General features: G+C 45.3%; 26 protein-coding genes. 22 read left to right on the plus strand and 4 right to left on the minus strand.

Translation table 11 applies throughout. From position 1 onward, the window contains the following. Nucleotides 1-64 precede the first annotated feature (64 nt). The gene (locus LJ740_RS22575; protein ID WP_229531405.1) at nt 65-1,717 is read left to right on the plus strand and encodes an amidohydrolase; all 1,653 of its coding nucleotides are present in this window, start codon (nt 65-67) and stop codon (nt 1,715-1,717) included. Nucleotides 1,718-1,747: 30 nt separating this feature from the next. Here LJ740_RS22575 and LJ740_RS22580 read toward each other — a convergent pair whose 3' ends face one another. Then, complete coding sequence (locus LJ740_RS22580) at nt 1,748-3,190, minus strand: MATE family efflux transporter (protein WP_229531406.1); 1,443 nt, start codon at nt 3,188-3,190, stop codon at nt 1,748-1,750. Between the two features lie 84 nt (nt 3,191-3,274). Between LJ740_RS22580 and LJ740_RS22585 the strand changes: the two genes are divergently transcribed. After that, nucleotides 3,275-4,144, plus strand: coding sequence for a helix-turn-helix transcriptional regulator (locus LJ740_RS22585; RefSeq protein ID WP_229531407.1), 870 nt, complete (start codon nt 3,275-3,277; stop codon nt 4,142-4,144). A gap of 82 nt (nt 4,145-4,226) precedes the next feature. On the opposite strand, the gene LJ740_RS22590 is transcribed toward LJ740_RS22585, so the two are convergent. Then, nucleotides 4,227-4,565 (minus strand): hypothetical protein, encoded by a 339-nt coding sequence (locus tag LJ740_RS22590; RefSeq protein WP_229531408.1) that lies wholly within the window; start codon nt 4,563-4,565, stop codon nt 4,227-4,229. A 106-nt stretch (nt 4,566-4,671) separates the two neighbouring features. Here LJ740_RS22590 and LJ740_RS22595 point away from each other — a divergent pair, with 106 nt between their 5' ends. Continuing rightward, nucleotides 4,672-5,598: a LysR substrate-binding domain-containing protein gene (locus LJ740_RS22595; protein ID WP_229531409.1), complete on the plus strand. Its 927-nt coding sequence runs from the start codon at nt 4,672-4,674 to the stop codon at nt 5,596-5,598. On the opposite strand, the gene LJ740_RS22600 is transcribed toward LJ740_RS22595, so the two are convergent. Continuing rightward, on the minus strand, nt 5,590-6,168 hold the full coding sequence (locus tag LJ740_RS22600) for a DUF1569 domain-containing protein (RefSeq protein WP_229531410.1): 579 nt from the start codon (nt 6,166-6,168) through the stop codon (nt 5,590-5,592). The genes LJ740_RS22595 and LJ740_RS22600 overlap by 9 nt on opposite strands. A 184-nt stretch (nt 6,169-6,352) precedes the next feature. Between LJ740_RS22600 and LJ740_RS22605 the strand changes: the two genes are divergently transcribed. The 19 genes from LJ740_RS22605 to rplQ all read left to right on the plus strand — a co-directional run bounded on the left by LJ740_RS22605 (nt 6,353) and on the right by rplQ (nt 18,287). Further along, nucleotides 6,353-7,711 (plus strand): DUF4397 domain-containing protein, encoded by a 1,359-nt coding sequence (locus LJ740_RS22605; RefSeq protein WP_229531411.1) that lies wholly within the window; start codon nt 6,353-6,355, stop codon nt 7,709-7,711. A gap of 157 nt (nt 7,712-7,868) precedes the next feature. Beyond that, entirely contained in the window at nt 7,869-9,620 is a 1,752-nt protein-coding gene (locus LJ740_RS22610) for an alpha-amylase family glycosyl hydrolase (RefSeq protein WP_229531412.1), read from the plus strand. 226 nt (nt 9,621-9,846) lie between these two features. Beyond that, on the plus strand, nt 9,847-10,212 hold the full coding sequence (gene rplN / locus LJ740_RS22615) for a 50S ribosomal protein L14 (RefSeq protein ID WP_229531413.1): 366 nt from the start codon (nt 9,847-9,849) through the stop codon (nt 10,210-10,212). A 12-nt stretch (nt 10,213-10,224) separates the two neighbouring features. Then, nucleotides 10,225-10,539 (plus strand): 50S ribosomal protein L24, encoded by a 315-nt coding sequence (rplX, locus tag LJ740_RS22620; RefSeq protein ID WP_229531414.1) that lies wholly within the window; start codon nt 10,225-10,227, stop codon nt 10,537-10,539. Nucleotides 10,540-10,555: 16 nt separating this feature from the next. After that, nucleotides 10,556-11,095: a 50S ribosomal protein L5 gene (gene rplE, locus LJ740_RS22625; protein ID WP_229531415.1), complete on the plus strand. Its 540-nt coding sequence runs from the start codon at nt 10,556-10,558 to the stop codon at nt 11,093-11,095. A gap of 11 nt (nt 11,096-11,106) precedes the next feature. Next, nucleotides 11,107-11,412 carry a 30S ribosomal protein S14 gene (gene rpsN, locus LJ740_RS22630; protein ID WP_229531416.1) on the plus strand — a complete coding sequence of 102 codons (306 nt, stop codon included), beginning with the start codon at nt 11,107-11,109 and terminating at the stop codon, nt 11,410-11,412. Nucleotides 11,413-11,424: 12 nt separating this feature from the next. Then, entirely contained in the window at nt 11,425-11,817 is a 393-nt protein-coding gene (gene rpsH, locus LJ740_RS22635) for a 30S ribosomal protein S8 (protein ID WP_229531417.1), read from the plus strand. 14 nt (nt 11,818-11,831) lie between these two features. Further along, nucleotides 11,832-12,365 (plus strand): 50S ribosomal protein L6, encoded by a 534-nt coding sequence (gene rplF / locus LJ740_RS22640; protein ID WP_229531418.1) that lies wholly within the window; start codon nt 11,832-11,834, stop codon nt 12,363-12,365. Between the two features lie 12 nt (nt 12,366-12,377). Continuing rightward, a complete protein-coding gene (rplR, locus tag LJ740_RS22645; protein ID WP_229531419.1) occupies nt 12,378-12,731 on the plus strand; it encodes a 50S ribosomal protein L18 in 354 nt (117 codons plus the stop codon). A 9-nt stretch (nt 12,732-12,740) separates the two neighbouring features. After that, complete coding sequence (gene rpsE, locus LJ740_RS22650) at nt 12,741-13,244, plus strand: 30S ribosomal protein S5 (protein WP_229531420.1); 504 nt, start codon at nt 12,741-12,743, stop codon at nt 13,242-13,244. Between the two features lie 6 nt (nt 13,245-13,250). Next, complete coding sequence (gene rpmD, locus LJ740_RS22655) at nt 13,251-13,430, plus strand: 50S ribosomal protein L30 (protein WP_229531421.1); 180 nt, start codon at nt 13,251-13,253, stop codon at nt 13,428-13,430. A gap of 3 nt (nt 13,431-13,433) precedes the next feature. After that, on the plus strand, nt 13,434-13,868 hold the full coding sequence (gene rplO, locus LJ740_RS22660; protein WP_229531422.1) for a 50S ribosomal protein L15: 435 nt from the start codon (nt 13,434-13,436) through the stop codon (nt 13,866-13,868). Nucleotides 13,869-13,873: 5 nt separating this feature from the next. After that, a complete protein-coding gene (gene secY, locus LJ740_RS22665; protein WP_229531423.1) occupies nt 13,874-15,190 on the plus strand; it encodes a preprotein translocase subunit SecY in 1,317 nt (438 codons plus the stop codon). Between the two features lie 21 nt (nt 15,191-15,211). After that, the gene (rpmJ, locus tag LJ740_RS22670) at nt 15,212-15,328 is read left to right on the plus strand and encodes a 50S ribosomal protein L36 (protein WP_229531424.1); all 117 of its coding nucleotides are present in this window, start codon (nt 15,212-15,214) and stop codon (nt 15,326-15,328) included. Nucleotides 15,329-15,426: 98 nt separating this feature from the next. Then, nucleotides 15,427-15,783, plus strand: a complete 357-nt coding sequence (rpsM, locus tag LJ740_RS22675) for a 30S ribosomal protein S13 (protein WP_229531425.1) — start codon at nt 15,427-15,429, stop codon at nt 15,781-15,783. A gap of 15 nt (nt 15,784-15,798) precedes the next feature. Next, nucleotides 15,799-16,188, plus strand: coding sequence for a 30S ribosomal protein S11 (gene rpsK, locus LJ740_RS22680; protein WP_229531426.1), 390 nt, complete (start codon nt 15,799-15,801; stop codon nt 16,186-16,188). Between the two features lie 24 nt (nt 16,189-16,212). Continuing rightward, nucleotides 16,213-16,833, plus strand: a complete 621-nt coding sequence (gene rpsD, locus LJ740_RS22685; protein WP_229531427.1) for a 30S ribosomal protein S4 — start codon at nt 16,213-16,215, stop codon at nt 16,831-16,833. Between the two features lie 25 nt (nt 16,834-16,858). Continuing rightward, nucleotides 16,859-17,848, plus strand: coding sequence for a DNA-directed RNA polymerase subunit alpha (locus tag LJ740_RS22690; protein ID WP_229531428.1), 990 nt, complete (start codon nt 16,859-16,861; stop codon nt 17,846-17,848). 37 nt (nt 17,849-17,885) lie between these two features. Continuing rightward, entirely contained in the window at nt 17,886-18,287 is a 402-nt protein-coding gene (rplQ, locus tag LJ740_RS22695; protein WP_229531429.1) for a 50S ribosomal protein L17, read from the plus strand. 67 nt (nt 18,288-18,354) lie between these two features. Here the strand turns inward: rplQ and LJ740_RS22700 are convergent, their stop codons facing one another. Continuing rightward, a complete protein-coding gene (locus LJ740_RS22700) occupies nt 18,355-19,116 on the minus strand; it encodes a hypothetical protein (protein ID WP_229531430.1) in 762 nt (253 codons plus the stop codon). Nucleotides 19,117-19,649 lie beyond the last annotated feature (533 nt).

A 19,649-nucleotide genomic window follows, 5' to 3' on the forward strand; every position in this document is an offset into this window, starting at 1 on the left:
CATTTGATTATTTCTTTGATCCGGGTCAAATTACCCCCACAAGTTCCCAACGACGGACATGGAAATGCGAAAAATAACAACAAGATTGACTTTATTGCTCTGCCTGATGGCATTTTTGAATCCTGCCATCTCAGACACCTTGATAAAAAACATCAAAGGCTATTCGTTTCATGAGTCTCAACCGGTCAGCTTCTCAGCCATTTTGATTGAACAGGATAAAATCATCGCTGTTTATCAGACTTTGCCGGATGATCTCAATGCTGAAAAAGTCATTGATGGCAAAGGTGCGGTACTGGTTCCAGGCATGATTGATGCCCATGGACACGTACTGGGCTATGGCCAGGCGTTGAGTCGTGTTGTGTTAAATGGTGCTGCCAGTAAAGACCAGGCATTGGCGCGAGTCGCGGAGTTTATAGAGCAACACCCTGACGATACCTGGATTAAAGGACGCGGCTGGAACCAGGAGCTCTGGCCTGGCCGCAACTTTCCGGATGCCAAAGCTCTAAGCCAGGTTTCAAAAGGTAAACTGGTGGCATTAGGACGGATAGACGGTCATGCCTTGTGGGTTAATCAGGAGGTGCTGGACAAAGCCGGCATTAATAAAGATACGGTTTCACCAGAAGGGGGAGAGATTGTAAAAGACAGTGCCGGTAACCCCACAGGTATTCTGGTAGATAATGCTATGAACCTGGTTTATCAGCTTATCCCGAGTCCAACGCTCGAAGACGTGAAAAACACCCTGCTGGTCAGTTTAAACAAATTGGCTTCGCTGGGATTAACCTCTGTGCATGATGCCGGGGTTGATTACATTACCTGGCAGGCTTATCAGGCACTGAGTACGGAACAACGTTTACCCATTCGGGTTTATGTGATGCTGGATGTTACGGATCCCAACTACCCGGAAATGTTAGCCAAAGGTACGATTCGCTCGGCTGACGATAAGCTTTTTATTCGCAGTGTGAAAATATCCTCCGACGGTGCGTTGGGCAGCCGCGGAGCCGCATTGCATGAAGAGTACAGTGATAAAGCTGGCCACTACGGCTTATTGTTGCATGAAATTCCAAAACTGAATGAGCTTACTTTGCAGGCCATGGAAGCCGGTTTTCAGGTGAATACCCACGCTATTGGGGACAAGGCCAATACGGTTTCTCTTGATGCGTTTGCCAAAGCCATTCAGAAAACACAAAGTACTGGATTGCGTCATCGCATAGAGCATGCCCAGGTAATTCAAGCTGAAGATTTTGAACGATTTAAGCAATTAGGGGTTATTGCTTCTGTGCAACCCACCCATGCCACCAGTGATAAAAACATGGCTGAAAATCGCCTTGGCAGTGAGCGCATTAAAGGGGCCTACGCCTGGCAGCGATTAATGGCCAGTGGAGCGTTGTTAGCCGGAGGCTCAGATTTCCCCATTGAGCCAGCTGAGCCGCTCTTTGGAATTCATGCTGCGGTGACCCGCCAGGACAGACAAAATCAACCTGATGGAGGCTGGTATCCCAATGAGGCTGTATCTTTGAATACCGCGTTTAAGATGTTTACGCTAGGTGCTGCTTTTGCTTCGCATCAGGAGGCGTTGATTGGATCTGTGGAGGCGGGTAAAAAAGCGGATTTTGTGTTGCTGGCACAAGACCCGCTGGAAATTACTCCCAGCCAGTTATGGCAAATCCCGGTTTTACAAACCTGGGTGAATGGCGAGCTGGTCTGGCAGGCGGAATAACCGCTGTATCGAACTGGTCTTACGCAATTATCAGGATAGCTGTGGCTCCGCAGCGTCCTGTACCCGTTCAGGGGTATCTTCTGTGACATTGCGCAGCCACCGTTTACTTAACATGCGCCATGAAAACAGACCGTATTTTGTGACTTCTTCACTGTAGGTAGCAATAAATACCCACAATAAAGCGCCGTTACTGCCAGCCACATACCAGGTGACTGGAATTCCCACCATCCACATACCCACAGTATCCGTAAACAGGCAAAAGCGATTGTCGGCCCCTGAGCGCAGGACACCCAGAGATATCGTCATATTGGCAGTTTTGATGGCGATTCCCAGGCACATTACCATCAGTATTTGGGTGGCCAGATTTAGCGTCGCCGCGTCATAACTGGCAAATGGGGTCAGCAGAAAATCACTAAACAGCCACACAATAACGCCTACCAGCAAGGCAATACCGGTAATCGAAAACGTCATATTTCTCGCAAGCCGGTACGCCGACTGCATTTCGTTATTACCCAGTTTCTGGCCGGTTAAAACCGATGAAGCAGTTGCAAAGCCCATGAACAATGAAATTAAAGTACCCTCAACAGGGGCCAGCATACTAATTACTGCCAGAGCCTGAGTACCCAAACCACCGAATATGATTTGATAGACAAAGGTGCCCAATGCCCAGATACCAAAATTGAGTGCCACAGGTAAACTGATGGTTATGATACGGGACCAGCGACAGTCAGGCTTGAGCAGAGCAATAGATTTTTTAGTAGGCAGGCACAAATGTTTAGTTTTCATCATGTACAGCAGCAGAGCCACGAGTAGCAAGGTACGGGAAATGCTGGTGGCCCAGGCGGCGCCGTCAGTTCCAAGTACCGGAATTAACTGGGAATCGCTGACTACCAGACCGTTGATAAGCAGGTAGTTGAGCAACACATTAATCAGCATTGCTATCATGCCGAATAACAGCGGCACTAACACTTGTGCCATACCGCGCAGCGCACCTTCAAATACCTGATAAACCAGCAGGACCAAAATCGATGGTAAGGTGATGGCCAGATATTGGCTGCTGATGTGAATCACTTCAGCATCACTACTGCTCAAGGAGACTAAAGGAACGCTAAACAGATTACTCAACAATACCAAAGGCAGCATGAGTGCAACTGCGACTAACAATATCTGTGCAATGATGCCCGCGATTGCATGACTTTTTTTCGCGCCAATGTACTGCGCCACCAGTATGCCAGAGGTGACACCAAACGCTGCACCAATCATAAGCAATACAAACTGCACCTTGCCTGCAAGGCCGATGCCCGCTACCGAAGCCTCACCCAGATGGCTAACCATAATAATATCTATCATGCCTAGTGCCGCCGCCAGAACGCTCTGCAAAGATACTGGCCAGGCAATTTTAACGCAACGCATTAAGGTTGATTGCGCCTGCGCGGCAGATAACTGCTCCGATTCTGATTTTATTGCGGTCATTTCTGCCTCCAGAAAACCATCTATTCAATGCAGCGCACTTTAAAGTACTGGTTTATTTGTAACAGATTAGGAATTATCCTGTTTATGTTTAAAACTATCATTGTTGATAAAGTTATGTTTCAGGAAATCCAAAATATTCACGAAGACTGCAATGAGTTGTTTATTTGTCTGCCGGAATTTAACAGTCTGTCACCCAACTCGGTTCGGTTGGCGGGAATTTCTGAATTGCGCACCCTGTATCAGATTGGCAGAGTCGCTAACCAGACTCATCTGCTACTGTTTACCCGCAACGGCTATGGTCGTCTGAAAACGGCTGAAGGTGAATTTGAGATTGGTCCACAGACTCTGACAGTACTACCAGCCGGTAAAGGCTTCTATTTTGAACTGGCGTCGCAGGAATGGCAGACCTGCTGGTTTATTTTAAAGGACAGCCAACAATGGAAAGGCATTAAACAAATGCAGCAGGAAGTTTTTCATTGCCGGGAAGTCAATGTGGTGCATTCGACATTAAAGTTGTTGCATCAGCAACATGAGCTTGAAGGCAGTGGAAAGTCAGCAATGGAAAGCGAACTGATGGATATTCTGTTTCGCTATTTAAAACTGGCATTGGGTAATCGTCAGCCGGTAACCGGCGCAGACAGCCGGGTATGGGACTTTATTACTCAGCTCTCCGGTCGCTTGCATATTCGCTGGACCACCGAAAAAATTGCCCAGGAGTTGCATCTGTCAGAACCCCACTTGTTTCGTTTGTTCAAATCGAATGTGGGGAAATCACCCATGCAATATTTGACAGAGTTGCGCATTCAACATGCCAGAGAGCTACTGAAACACAGTAATCTGAGTATAGAGCAAATCGCGCTGTGCGTGGGTTACAATGATGGTACCAGCTTTTCACATCGGTTCAGAAAAACAGTAGGGACATCACCGGGAATCTGGCGGCAGGGACAGCACTAGTGGATCTTGGGTAAATTTTTGGTCGGATAAAATAGCACCTTCCCTGGTACTGAATTGGCTAATTGATGTTGGCGCGCGACATTTATTCAAACGTTGCTGCCAAAGCCTGTTTTGCAGCTGTGCGGGTAAGGCAGGCTTGCAAAGGTGCTTTTTTAAACTTTTTAAGGCTGGCTTGAACCTTATCGGTTTGCGTGACGTTTCCCGCCCGGGCAAATTCGGCCCGACACTGAATATCACCTGATGCGGCGTATTCTGTATAAATGATGCGAACCTGATCATAGCGTTGCACCAAATCAGCATAGGGGTAACCACTGCTGACATATACCTCTTCGTAGTTAACTTTTGCTAAAGCCGATGTTGATGATAATAGTGCTGCCATTACTGTGAACTTTAAAATCTTAGTAAAACTAATGCCTTTCATGTCTTCATTCCTCGTGTGGTTGAAAAGAATTTGTTGACAGAAATGTACGATTAATAAACACTCTCAACAAACGATCAATAATTAATCATGATTAAGAAAAACTTAAGTGAGTGAGCGTCGATTACCCGCCTTAGGGGCGCTAAAATACTTTAAAGTTGCGGCAGAAACGTTGAGTTTTAAGCTGGCGGCAGAAGCTTTGTTTGTCAGTCAGGCGGCAATAAGCCAGCACATTAAAACACTTGAATCACAATTGGGTTGTAAGTTGTTTGTGCGCAAGAACCGGGAAGTGAGTCTGACCGCGCAAGGAAGGTTATTGCTGCCTTATGTGCAAAAGGGCTTCAGTGAATTTCAAAAGGGCATTGCCCAGTTGGAAGAAGATAATCATCCCAACATCCTTAAGCTCAGTGTATTACCGTCAATCGCAACTTTTTGGTTGATTCCCAGATTACATCTGTTTCGTGGTGAGTTTCCTGATTTGCAGGTTAAGCTGATCCCCGATCCCAATGTGGTGGCCTTTGATGATTTCAATCTCGATTTAGCCATTCGTTTTGGCCCCGGGAAATATGACAATCTCAGCAGTCGTTTTTTGTTTCCCGACAGAGTGCTGCTGGTGTGCCACCCACACAGAGTGCCGGATAATGTGACACCCGATGATCTGCGCCATTTACCGGTGATCACAGAAAACTACCATGATACAGATGATGCCTGGGATGCGTTTTTTCAGCGTTATCAACTCAGAAAAAGTGATTTCAAGAACCATTTTGAAATACGTGATGCCACTCCGGCATTGGTGGGGGCTGTCCTGGCCGGTCAAGGCATTGCCATGGTAAAGCAATCTTTAGTGCAGGATTACCTCGCCAGTAAACAGTTGATTTCCCTGTTTGGCTTCTCACACCTGTGCGATTTTGCCTGTTATCTGGTGGCACCTGATTTTCACTTTAACTTTCCTAAAGTTATCGCTTTTGAGTCCTGGTTGCGGGAGCAGGCAAAATCACTGGTTACTGCTATGAGTGCCGAACTTCCATCAAACTAACAAGCTAAAGTGATCTTTTACGTGCAGCACGTGAGCCAGTGCGTATTGCTCGTGAGTCAAGGCGCCATAGGCAAAGTGCTCGGCAAGCTCACCCCGATAACGATCAAATTGCTGCAGCGCGGTTAGTAAGCGATGTTGGCCCTGTTCTGCACTGACATTGTCAACCGAAGGTGCGCCTGGAATATCTTCTTCGAGGTTGTGCTTCATGTAACCTTTCGACGAGAACGCACTAAAGGCGGCTTTGCCAACAGTCGATTTGAACATTTCGGATTTGTGAACCGGGTATCCGGACATTGAATATTCAACACTTTGCGCCAAATGCGCCAGCTTGTGTCCTACTGACCAGTTAGAGTCAAAATTCAGTTCAGATACCTTCAGCGCCTCAAGCTCTTTGATTAACGCAGTAAGAGACAGATCGTCTTTATTGCGGGGCACCATATGCCAGGCGGTGACCCCGGAGACACCCAGAAGTCCCAGCGACAGTGATGATGCGATAAAGAAACGTCGGTTCATAGCAGATAGATTGTTGCCTTTAACACTCAGTTTAACCAGGAACGCCCACTTTCGCACTGAAATATTCCCTCAGGCCTGTGGCTTATCTGTTTCAGAATTTTTCGAACCGGCAACGATGCCAATTTGCCTGAGGATTGCCTGGTGATTGTCAGGATTGCAAAGGTTTGGTAAAGCCGCGAACTTTTTATCCGGGGCGCCAGTCAGTTGGCCATAACATATGGTTTATCAAGGAAACTGAATTTTGAAAATTTTTACGTCTATGGTTTTTGCCGGAGTGGCCGGATTAATGCTGTCTGCTTGTGGTGGTAGTTCAGACTCAACATCAGATCAATACCCCAATGCCTACATTCAATTTTACAATGCATCTCCTGACAGCGCTGATACTGAACTGGTGGTGGATGACGAGGTTATCAGTTCCAGCGCCTATGGCGATGTTACTGCACTGTATAGTTTTGACGCTGATACTTATGAAGTTGAATTACAATGGCATGATTCTGATGGCCAGGAACATACTCTGACAGAGATGGATATCCAGTTGCGCAACAGTTATAAAACCATGCTGTTGATGGGAGGGAATTTCAGTAGTCCTGATATTACCGAGTTCACATTTGAACGCTCTGAAATGGAAGATGCGTTTTATCTGTATGCCATGATGGGGGCAGCTGATCTAGGTAGTTATGATTTATACATTGCTGAATCAGGGGTACCCTTTTCCGATGCGAACTTTGTGGCGACTTTAGGGTATCTGCAACCGGAAAAAATGCCCTATTGGTCTTCCGATGACGATGAATTTGCCTGGCCGGTAGAGGATTACAGGTTATTTTTAGTGGACCCTGACTCTGGTGAGATGCTGTTTGAAAGTCAGGAAATTGCCTTCAGTTATGAATCGGATTATTTGTTATCAGTACGCAAAACCTCGGGTGCCAACGAGAACAATATCGTGGTCGACATTATTCTTAACTCTACTAACCTGACGGCTGAACAGGATATCACCGCCACGGCGCAATATCGGGTATATAGCGCACTGGAATCTGCCACAGTATTAGAGGTCAGCGTGGCAGACACCGATGAACACTACACCACCAACCTGGCCGGTGGTACGTTGTCGGATTTCACTTCAGTGCAATTTGGCGACTACCAGATCAGCGCATTTTCGGAGGACGGACAACACAGTTTTTCCGGTCGATTAATGACTTTGAATCAGGGCGACAGTAAAACTATCGTTATGTTTGAGGACCCCGAGCTTGGCCTGACGTCATTAACGATGGAAGACAGTGATTTGCCACAGTCTTTTGAACATCAGATCTCTGTTGCGAACTTATTGCCTGAGTTTAGTAACCTGGATATTTATCTGGTTCGAGACAATGAAACCAAAGATACCGCAGATCATAAGATGACCGGATTAGACTATGCCGATAGTCGCACAATAACTGTCCCTAATGACTATTATTCTGTTGTTGTGGTGTATGAAGACAATCTGGGGATCGAATCGTTATTGTACCGCTCTGAACTGATTAACTTCTCGGAAGACGGTGTCTACATTATTACAATCGAGGCAGAAGAAGCCACCGGCGGCTACCGGGCTAACGTAATCTGGTAGTGTTAACGCGTCATATCGGGTCATAGGTGGCAGTCCATCACCTATGACTATCATTAACCTTTTGCATACGTTTTCATTACAACTTTGCTACCTAAAAACGCAGGAGTAATTATACTGACGCTAAGCGTAATTCTGTATCGAGAAAGGTTAACAACTCATGAAACCTCGTATTTTATCCGCGATTATCGCCTCTGTACTGGCGTTGTCAGCATGCTCAAAAGCGCCCGAAACCGCATCTTCAGCTGCGGCTCCGGCCGAGGAACAGGTTAAGTCCTACAAACACATCAGCCTCAAGGAAGACACCTCAAACTGGTGGCAAAATGCCATATTTTATGAAATCTGGCCCCGTTCTTTTTACGATGCTGATGGTGACGGAAGTGGTGACTTTGATGGTATGACGGCAAAACTGGATTACCTTCAGGAGCTGGGTGTGAATGGTATCTGGCTGACACCGGTATTCGAAGCGCCGTCTTATCACGGTTATGACTTCCAGGATTTCTACAACGTGGAATCCGATTACGGCACCATGGAAGACTTTGAAGAGTTTGTTGCTGCAGCACACGAAAAGGACATTAAGATTATCCTGGATCTGGTAATCAATCATATTTCTGATGGTCATGAGTGGTTCAAAAAGTCAGCTGCGCGGGAGCCAGGTTACGAAGACTATTTTATCTGGCGCAAAGAAATGCCCACCAGTTGGGGTAAAGCCTGGTCTGATGATGTTGATGACTCCGCTGCAGTCTGGCATTGGAATGAAACACGTCAGGAATATTATTACGGTGCGTTTGCGTCCACTCAGCCGGATGTGAATCTCGAAAACCCGAAAGTGGTTGAAGAGATGAATAAGATGGCCACCTTCTGGTTAGAAAAAGGAGTGGATGGCTTCCGTCTGGATGCCGTACGTTACGCAATAGAAGATGTCTCTGAAGACTGGAATGACGCAGATCAGGGCGACACTGATGCGACTATTGATTACTGGGCGCAATTTACTGCGCACGTAGAGTCAGTTAAACCTGATGCTATGCTGGTGGCGGAAGCCTGGTCAGATATGCCTACTATAGGCAAGTACTATGACGACGGTAAGGGCATGCACTCTGCCTTTGATTTTGATTTTGGCTATGTGGTGAGTGGTATATTAAATGCCGGTGGTAAACGTACTGCTGATTTCGGCACTGTGGATGAGTCGAAAACCGACAATACCCGGGAAGCACTCTGGCAAAACCTGCTGAGTCGTAAAAACAATGCTCCCATTTCGTTTTTCTCGCCGTTTTTAACCAACCATGATCAGAACCGCATCATGCATACATTGGGTGAGGACTGGACCAAAGCTAAAGCGGCGGCCACGTTGCTGATGACCACACCGGGTACGCTGTATTTATATTACGGCGAGGAAATTGGTTTATCTCAGTATACCACTGGCGATGATCAGTACCGCCGCGCCATTATGCAATGGGAAGACACCGACTCGGCAGGGTTTAACGAGACCGGTGCGTTTTGGTTAGATCAGGGCCAATGGTTTCCCTGGGTACAAGACCACAAAGCCTGGTGGGGGCCATACTGGCAGAGTCAGAGACCTTCAGGCCTAGCATCGGTTGATGTTCAGCAGGTTAACCCTGATTCATTGCTAAATCACTACAAAAAGCTGATTGCTGTGCGTAAAGCTTCACCTGCTTTGCAGTTCCCCGATGAGATCCGTTATTACCCGGTAGATAATCAGAATGTTTGGTTGGTGCAAAATGTTAAAGGCGATGAATCCCGTGTGGTTATAGTAAATCTGTCTACCGCTGCGGCTTCAGAGTTCAGTGTACCAGCGGAAATCAAAGGGCAGCACAAGAATCAACTCACCGGCGCCACCTTAATATTAGGTGACAAAATTACCTTGAAAGCAGGCGAGTCGGTCATACTTTAATTCACAGGTACTTGTGTAGAAAGCCAGTGTCAGCCACTGGCTTTTTTATGTTCAAAACTATTTGGCTATATTTTAAACTTTTTTTGAATTTAAGCTGTCGTTGCCAGATCTTTTCTGTTACTATTGCGCGCCCTTTTTATGGGGGTATGTATAAAAGAGCGGCAAAAGCTGCTTTTTTACAACGATATAACGGCTCGGGAGAGCCTTAAATTAGCGGAGCACTAACATGATCCAAATGCAAACTAACCTGGATGTGGCGGACAATTCCGGCGCTCGCAGGGTTCAGTGTATTAAGGTCCTTGGTGGCTCGCATCGCCGTTATGCAGGCATTGGCGATATCATCAAAGTTACTGTTAAGGAAGCAATTCCTCGCGGTAAGGTGAAAAAAGGTGATGTCCTGAATGCGGTGGTGGTGCGTACTAGAAAAGGCGTTCGTCGTCCAGACGGTTCAATTATCCGTTTTGATAACAACGCAGCTGTTTTGTTAAACAACAACAAGCAGCCAATAGGTACGCGTATCTTTGGTCCTGTGACCCGTGAGCTTCGTGCAGATAACATGAAGATCGTCTCACTGGCACCTGAGGTACTATAAGGAGTCGCGATTATGGCAAGTAAAATTCGTCGTGATGATGAAATCGTCGTTTTAGCAGGTAAAGACAAGGGTAAGCAAGGCAAAGTCCTTAAGGTTATCACTGGCAAAGACCGCGTAATCGTCGAAGGTGTGAATTTGATTAAGAAACATCAGAAACCCAACCCTCAGTTGAACGTTCCTGGTGGCATCGTAGAAAAAGAAGCATCTATTCATGTATCAAATGTAGCGATCGTTAACCCTCAAACGGGTAAAGCTGATCGTGTAGGTTTCCGTTTTGAAGATGGCAAAAAAGTCCGTATCTTCAAATCAAACGGTGAACAGATTTAATTAATTGGAGAATACGATGGCGAAACTGCATGATTTTTATAAAGAATCAGTCGTTCCACAACTCGCTAAAGAGTTTGGTTACAAGAGCGTCATGCAAGTCCCTCGGATAGAAAAAATCACCCTGAACATGGGGTTGGGTGAAGCATTAACAGACAAGAAGGTTCTTGAGAACGCTTCTAACGACATGATGTTAATCGCTGGTCAAAAGCCAGTGGTAACTAAAGCGCGTAAGTCTGTTGCTGGTTTTAAAATCCGTGAAGGCTACCCTATTGGTTGCAAAGTAACTCTGCGTGGCGATCGTATGTGGGAATTCTTTGAGCGTTTAATCTCTATCGCAATTCCTCGTATCCGTGACTTCCGTGGTCTGAACCCTAAATCGTTCGACGGCCGTGGTAACTACAGCATGGGTATCAAGGAGCAAATTATCTTTGCTGAAATCGATTTCGATAAAGTAGATAAAGTGCGCGGTATGGATATCGTTATCACCACATCAGCTAACACAAACGAGGAAGGTAAAGCACTGTTATCTGCTTTCAACTTCCCGTTCCGTAAATAAGGTGTAGGGTTATGGCAAAAGAATCAATGAAGGCACGTGAAGTAAAGCGTGCAAAATTAGTAGCCAAATACGCAACTAAGCGTGCTGAACTTAAAGCTGTCATCAGCAGTGTAAATTCTTCTGATGAAGAGCGTTGGGACGCAGTACTTAAGCTACAACAACTACCAAGAGATTCTGCTCGTTCACGTCAACAAAACCGTTGTCGTATCACTGGCCGTCCTCATGGTTTCCTACGCAAATTTGGCCTGAGCCGTAACAAACTGCGTGAAGCAGCGATGCGCGGTGAAGTCCCTGGTCTGAAAAAAGCCAGCTGGTAAGGAGTAGCAAATATGAGTATGCAAGATCCTATCGCGGATATGTTCACACGTATTAGAAACGGTCAAATGGCAGGTAAAGTATCTGTTGTTATGCCTTGTTCTAAGATTCGTGTTGCTATCGCAAATGTATTAAAGCAAGAAGGTTACATTGAAGATTTCAGTAAAGAAGGCGATGTTAAGCCGACTTTAGAAGTTACTTTGAAATACTTCGAAGGCAAGAGCGTTATCGATACTATCGAACGCGCCAGCCGCCCTGGTCTGCGCATCTATAAGAAAAAAGATGAGCTGCCTAAAGTATTGGGTGGATTGGGTATTGCCATTGTGTCTACCTCTAAAGGTGTGATGACTGACCGTGCTGCGCGTAAAGCTGGCATGGGTGGTGAGATCATCGGCTACGTAGCGTAACGGAGGATTATTCAATGTCACGTGTAGCAAAAGCACCTGTTGAACTTCAATCTGGCGTTGAGATCACTATCAACGGTCAGGAAGTTACAGTAAAAGGTAAAAACGGCACGCTTACTCGTGTATTCAACGACGCTGTTGAAGTCGTTCAGGAAGACAACGCAGTCAAAGCCCTTCCTCGTGAAGGTTTTGAAGATGCGTGGGCACAAGCAGGTACTGCTCGTGCACTACTGAACAACATGGTAATCGGTGCAACTACTGGTTTCGAAAGAAAGTTAGAGCTGATCGGTGTTGGTTATCGTGCGCAAGCACAGGGTAACAAACTGAACCTGACTCTGGGTTTCTCTCATCCTGTTGTTTATGAAATGCCGGCGGGTATTTCTGTTGAAACTCCTAGCCAAACTGAAGTCGTCGTCAAAGGCGCTGACAAGCAGGTAGTTGGCCAGGTTGCAGCTAACATCCGTGGATACCGTCCGCCAGAGCCTTACAAAGGTAAAGGTGTTCGTTATTCTGATGAAGTTGTACTTCGTAAAGAAGCTAAGAAGAAGTAAGGGGTAGGTACGATGGATAAGAAAACATCTCGTTTACGTCGCGCCGCTCGTGCACGTTTTAAGATGCGTGAGTTAGGCGTACACCGTTTGGTGATACACCGTACACCTCGCCACATTTACGCACAATTAATTGCGCCAACTGGATCAGAAGTGTTAGCTGCTGCATCTACAGTTGAAGCAGATATGCGTAAAGATCTTAAGTCAACTGGTAATGCCGACGCTGCAACTGCAGTAGGTAAAGCAATTGCAGAACGTGCAATTGAGAAAGGTATTAAAGAAGTAGCTTTCGATCGCAGTGGCTTCAAGTACCACGGTCGTGTTAAAGCACTGGCTGAAGCAGCTCGCGAAGCTGGCCTTCAGTTCTAGGAGTAGATTATGTCTAGAGTAGAACCTCAACAAAGTGGTGAACTGTTAGAAAAATTAATCGCTGTTAACCGCGTAGCAAAGGTAGTTAAGGGTGGTCGTATTTTCAGCTTCACAGCATTGACTGTAGTTGGAGATGGTAACGGTCGCGTTGGCTTTGGTTACGGTAAAGCGCGTGAAGTTCCAGCAGCTATTCAAAAAGCTATGGAAAAAGCACGTCGCAATCTGGTAACAGTGGATCTTAACGGTCACACATTACAACACCCAATCAAGGGTCGTCACTCAGGCTCAAAAGTTTACATGCAGCCTGCTTCAGAAGGTACGGGTATCATCGCTGGTGGTGCTATGCGTGCAGTTCTTGAAGTAGCTGGTGTACAAAACGTATTGTCTAAGTGCTATGGCTCAACTAACCCAATCAACGTAGTTCGTGCAACGATCAAAGCGTTGACTGACATGAACTCACCAGAGCAAGTGGCTGCAAAGCGTGGCTTGTCTGTTGACGAGATTATGGGGTAATTGACAATGGCAACAGTTAAAGTCAAACAAACTAAGAGCTCTATTGGTCGTTTGCCTAAGCACAAAGCTACTTTGAAAGGCTTAGGTTTACGTAAAATTGGCCATGTTCGTGAATTGGAAGATACACCTGCGGTTCGTGGGATGATCAACCAGGTTTACTACATGGTAGAAGTGGTAGGGGAGTAAGTTATGTACTTAAATACTATTGCTCCTGCTCCAGGAGCCAAAAAATCTGGTAAGCGCGTAGGTCGCGGTATTGGTTCTGGCCTAGGGAAAACTGGTGGTCGTGGTCACAAGGGACAAAAGTCTCGTTCAGGTGGCAGCGTTAAGCCAGGTTTCGAAGGTGGTCAAATGCCAATTCAGCGTCGTTTGCCTAAGTTCGGTTTCACTTCACGTGTATCTTTGGTTTCTGACCAGGTTACATTGACTGAGATCGCTAAGGTAGAAGGCGACACTGTTTCTTTAGAAACTTTAAAAGCTGCTGGTCTTATTAAGAAAGACAAGCTGTTCGTTAAAGTAATGAAGAGCGGTGAAGTTGCTCGCGCAGTAACTGTTAAGGGCTTAAAGGTTTCTAAAGGCGCTCGAGAAGCAATCGAAGCGGCTGGCGGTAAAGTAGAGGAATAACCTAAATGGCGAAACCAGGATTGGATTCAGCAAAAGGTGGTTTGAGCGAGCTTAAAGCGAGACTGCTGTTCGTATTGGGCGCAGTAATCGTTTTCAGACTAGGCTCTTATATCCCTATTCCTGGCATTGATTCTGCCGTTCTGGCTCAATTATTTGAGCAACAAAAGGGCACGATCGTAGAGATGTTTAACATGTTCTCCGGTGGTGCTTTGGAACGTGCTTCAGTTTTTGCACTGGGAATCATGCCTTACATTTCAGCATCTATCATCATTAACCTGATGACAGTAATCCATCCGCCAATGATGGAGCTGAAAAAAGAAGGCGAGGCAGGTCGTCGTAAGATCAGCCAATACACGCGTTATTTTACGCTGGTATTGTCCATCTTTCAGGCGATAGGAATTGCGACTGGTTTACCTAACCTTGTATCAGGTTTGGTAATAAATCCTGGATTTGGTTTCTACTTTACGGCAGTGGTAAGTCTGGTCACCGGTACCATGTTCTTGATGTGGTTAGGTGAGCAGATTACTGAAAGAGGGATTGGTAACGGAATCTCAATTCTTATCTTCGCAGGTATTGTTGCAGGTTTACCGACAGCTATAGGTCAAACCGCGGAACAAGCCAGAACCGGAGATTTGAATCTGTTGTTCTTGTTATTTATCGGTGTGATTGTTGTTGCAGTCACTTACTTCGTCGTTTTCGTTGAGCGTGGTCAGCGTCGAATCGTCGTTAACTATGCGAAACGTCAGCAAGGTCGTAAGGTTTATGCTGCGCAAAGCACTCACTTACCGCTAAAAGTAAATATGGCGGGTGTAATTCCACCTATATTTGCTTCCAGTATCATTTTGTTCCCAGGTACTATTGCAACCTGGTTTGGACAAAACGAGTCTCTGGCTTGGTTACAGGACATCTCTTTGATGTTGTCGCCAGGTCAGCCTTTGTACGTAATGTTGTATGCAGCAGCTATCATTTTCTTCTGCTTTTTCTACACGGCGTTGGTCTTCAACCCGCGTGAAACCGCAGATAACCTGAAAAAGTCTGGTGCATTTGTTCCCGGGATTCGTCCAGGTGAGCAAACATCTAAGTACATTGATAAGGTCATGACTCGCCTGACACTGGCCGGTGCTCTTTATATAACCTTTATCTGTTTAGTGCCTGAGTTCATGATGATCGCCTGGAATGTTCAATTCTACTTTGGCGGTACATCACTACTGATTATTGTAGTGGTTATCATGGATTTCATGGCGCAGGTACAAACGCATTTGATGTCTCATCAATATGAGTCTGTATTGAAAAAAGCCAACTTAAAAGGCTACGGCCGTTAATTGGCATAACGGAGTGATGAAATGAAAGTTCGTGCATCCGTAAAGAGAATTTGTCGTAACTGCAAAGTTATCAAGCGCAACGGTGTTGTGCGTGTAATTTGCGCTAGCGATCCAAAGCATAAGCAACGACAAGGTTAATCGTTTCTGACAAAAGTCAGAAATAGTTTGCAATTTTATGCCGGATAAGTATCCTTACGGGCTTTTTATCTGGCGACTAACTTAGAGGAGTGCTGTTAATGGCCCGTATAGCTGGCATTAACATTCCGGAACACAAGCACACTGTTATAGCATTGCGCTCGATCTATGGTATCGGACCAATGCGCGCAAAACTGATTTGTGCAGAAGCAGGTATTCCGGAAAGTACAAAAATTAAAGAATTATCAGAAGCTGATTTGGACAAATTACGTGATCAGGTAGCTCAATTCTCTGTTGAGGGTGACCTGCGCCGTGAAGTTCAAATGAACATCAAACGTTTGATGGACCTTGGTTGCTTCCGTGGCATACGCCACCGTCGTAGCTTGCCCTTACGTGGTCAGCGCACTAAAACTAATGCGCGTACCCGTAAAGGTCCTCGTAAGCCAATTAAGAAGTAAGCGGGGGAGTAAGTTATGGCTAAAGCACCAACTCGTGCTCGTAAGCGCGTAAAACGTCAAGTTGCTGATGGTATGGCGCACATCCATGCGTCGTTCAACAACACAATCGTGACTATCACTGATCGTCAAGGCAACGCACTTTCATGGGCAACTTCTGGAGGCTCTGGCTTCCGTGGTTCTCGTAAATCAACTCCTTTTGCTGCTCAGGTAGCTGCAGAAAGAGCTGGCGTTGCTGCTCAGGAATATGGTTTGAAAAACATTGAAGTATTTGTAAAAGGTCCAGGTCCAGGTCGTGAATCTGCTATCCGTGCCTTAAACGCGGCAGGTTACCGCATTACTAATATTACAGATGTGACGCCTATTCCTCACAACGGTTGTCGTCCACCGAAAAAACGTCGCGTTTAATCGACGGATTGTTGGAGAAATATCATGGCAAGATACTTGGGTCCTAAACTCAAATTAAGCCGTCGCGAAGGAACAGATTTGTTCCTGAAAAGCGGTGTTCGTGCAATTGATTCAAAATGTAATATTGAAACAGCACCTGGTCAACACGGTGCACGTCGTGGTCGTCTTTCAGACTACGGTGTTCAGTTGCGTGAGAAACAAAAAGTACGTCGTATGTACGGCGTTTTAGAGAAGCAATTCCGTAATTATTACGGTGAAGCGGCTCGCCGTAAAGGCAACACAGGTGAAAACCTGCTACAACTATTAGAACAGCGTCTTGATAACGTTGTATACAGAATGGGTTTTGCAAGCACTCGTGCTGAAGCTCGTCAGTTAGTCAGCCATAAAGCAATTATGGTTAACGGACAAGTAGTAAACATTCCTTCATTCAATGTATCTGCAGAAGACGTTGTATCAGTTCGTGAAAAAGCGAAAAAGCAAGCGCGTATTGCAGCCGCTCTGGAATTATCCGAGCAGCGCGAAAAGCCTACCTGGATTGAGGTAGATGCTAAAGCAATGGAAGGTACTTTTAAACGTGTACCTGAGCGTAGTGATTTGTCTGCTGAAATCAACGAACAACTTATCGTCGAACTTTACAGTAAGTAAAGGTTAAAAGTTAAAGAGAGGATATATGTCGGGTTCTGTAACTGAATTCCTAAGACCTAGACTGGTAGAAATCGAAAACGTTACTGGTACGCGCGCTAAAGTTACTTTAGAGCCTCTGGAGCGTGGTTTCGGTCATACTCTGGGTAATGCTTTACGCAGAATACTTTTATCTTCAATGCCGGGTTGTGCAGTAACTGAAGTCGAAATCGACGGCGTGTTACACGAGTACAGCACTAAAGAAGGCGTTCAGGAAGACGTGATTGAAATTCTGTTAAACCTGAAAGGGTTGGCAGTGCGTCTTGAAGGTAAAACTGAAGCTACCTTAACGTTAGTGAAGTCAGGTGCAGGTCCTGTACTTGCTGGAGATATCCAGCATGACGGAGATGTTGAAATTGCTAATCCAGAACACCTGATTTGTACATTAACAGGTGATTCTGAAATCAGCATGCGCATCAAAGTTGAGACAGGTCGTGGTTATGTACCTGCTTCTACCCGTCGCTCCTCTGAAGATGATGATAGACCAATTGGTCGTCTGTTGGTTGATGCTTCCTACAGTCCTGTAGATCGTATTGCCTACAATGTTGAATCTGCACGTGTTGAACAACGTACAGACTTAGACAAATTGATCATCGATATGGAAACTAACGGTACTATCGACCCGGAAGAAGCGATTCGCCGCGCAGCTACTATTTTAGCTGAGCAACTTGAAGCGTTCGTGGATCTGCGCGATATGACTGAGCCAGAAGAAAAAGAAGAAAAACCTGAGTTTGATCCTATTCTTCTGCGTCCGGTGGATGATCTTGAATTGACAGTACGTTCTGCAAACTGCTTGAAAGCAGAAGCAATTCAGTACATTGGTGACCTGGTACAACGCACCGAAGTTGAGCTGTTGAAGACCCCTAACTTGGGTAAGAAGTCGCTGACTGAAATTAAAGATGTGTTGGCCTCTCGTGGATTGTCTTTGGGTATGCGCCTGGAAAATTGGCCGCCTGAAAGCATCGTCGAGAAGGATTAATCAGGCAACTTTCTGATTAAAAGAGAAGGGTGATATTATGCGCCATCGTAAGAGTGGTCGTCAGTTAAATCGAAACAGCAGCCATCGTCAGGCAATGTTTCGTAACATGGCTAGCTCACTAGTTAAGCATGAAGTAATTAAAACTACTTTGCCAAAAGCTAAAGAGCTACGTCGCGTAATTGAACCTCTTATTACTCTTGCTAAGCAAGACAGCGTTGCAAACCGTCGTTTGGCTTTTGCTCGTACACGTGATAAAGAGGTAGTAGGTAAGTTATTCAATGAGTTGGGTCCTCGCTATACAGAGCGCCCTGGTGGTTACACTCGTATTTTGAAGTGTGGCTTCCGTACTGGTGATAACGCACCTATGGCTTTTGTTGAACTGGTAGACAGACCAGAAGCAGAAGTTGAAGCAGTTTCAGAAGAAGCTGTAGCAGAATAAAAAAACCGGGCGAAAGCCCGGTTTTTTGTTTTTATACCCATCTAAATAAAAAGTCTTTCTTAACCCCTTATTTTTTCAATTCCTTCATTATTGCGGCAAACTCTTCTTCGTTAATTCCGCCCTTTAATGCATATTCTTTTACCGTACTATCACTTAATCCGGCATTTTGAGCGGATTCTAAAATCTTTTGTAAATACTCTCTTTTAGATGAAGATTCTTTTAACGCTGTAGTCACTACATCTTCAGCTTTGCCGGGAAAAACAGCCAGTAGCGCATCAACTATATATTCACCTACAAACGGAACGGCTTGCACTGCAGTCTTAACAATATCGACTACATCGTTAGGATGTGTTTCAACCAGGGTTTGTACAATTCGATCTGCGGAGTCGGGTTCAGTGACAACCGCGACGCGTACGATATCTTTCAATTCACCAGGTGTTGTGTTTGCTGCGGCATGAACAACAAAGTCTACATAACTGGGTTCCGCATTAATTGCGACTTCTACTATATTAGGGCAACTGGTTACACCTTTATCAATCGCTACCGCGACGATTTCTTTGGTTAAAGACGGAGCTGCTGAAACCGCGGCATAAACTATGTCTTTATATTTTTCAGGATAGAGATCTAATGTAGTATCGACGATTCGGGCTGCATGTAGCGGATAGTGCTCAACAACACTCTTAACTGCTCGGCCCACAGACATATTCTGCTGCACCTGCTTTTGTATAAATTCCGATGTAACGTAAAAGGAGTCATTTGTGTTCCCTTCAAATGCGAGTGTGTTTCCTGCCATGGAAATTAATAGCGCACTTATTATTCTAAGCTTCATTTGAAGTTCTCTTAAGAAATTAACCTATAGCCTTAATATGACTTATATATCGGTTAAAAGTTCAAATTGTTACCAAAAGTTTTCAGATTAAACAGGATGTTAACAAAAATAGCAATAATAGATTAAAAACCCAGCAATCAAATAAAATAAAGCAAAAAGATCAAAATAAAGTATTGACGGTGTAAATCATGTCTGTAAAATGCGCGCCTCGCTTGGGGAGACAATCTTACAAGCGGCTTCTTAAGGTGCAAAACTGAATTGAGCGAAAACTCTACAGACCTTTAAGTAAGCGGGCTACAACAAGTTACCTGAAAAAATAAATTCAAATAACATGTTGACAAGCCAGACGGGAAGTGTAGAATGCGCATCCCGCTTGAGGAGAGGCTCAGGCAGCTAACAAAAACAAGTTAGCAACGTTCTTTAACAATCAGCAATAAGACAATCTGTGTGGGCATCGATTGATTTTGATGTCGACCCAAAAAATTTATATATTCGATTTTAATTGAAGAGTTTGATCATGGCTCAGATTGAAC

Source organism: Planctobacterium marinum, from assembly GCF_020687805.1.
Taxonomy (GTDB): domain Bacteria; phylum Pseudomonadota; class Gammaproteobacteria; order Enterobacterales; family Alteromonadaceae; genus Planctobacterium; species Planctobacterium marinum.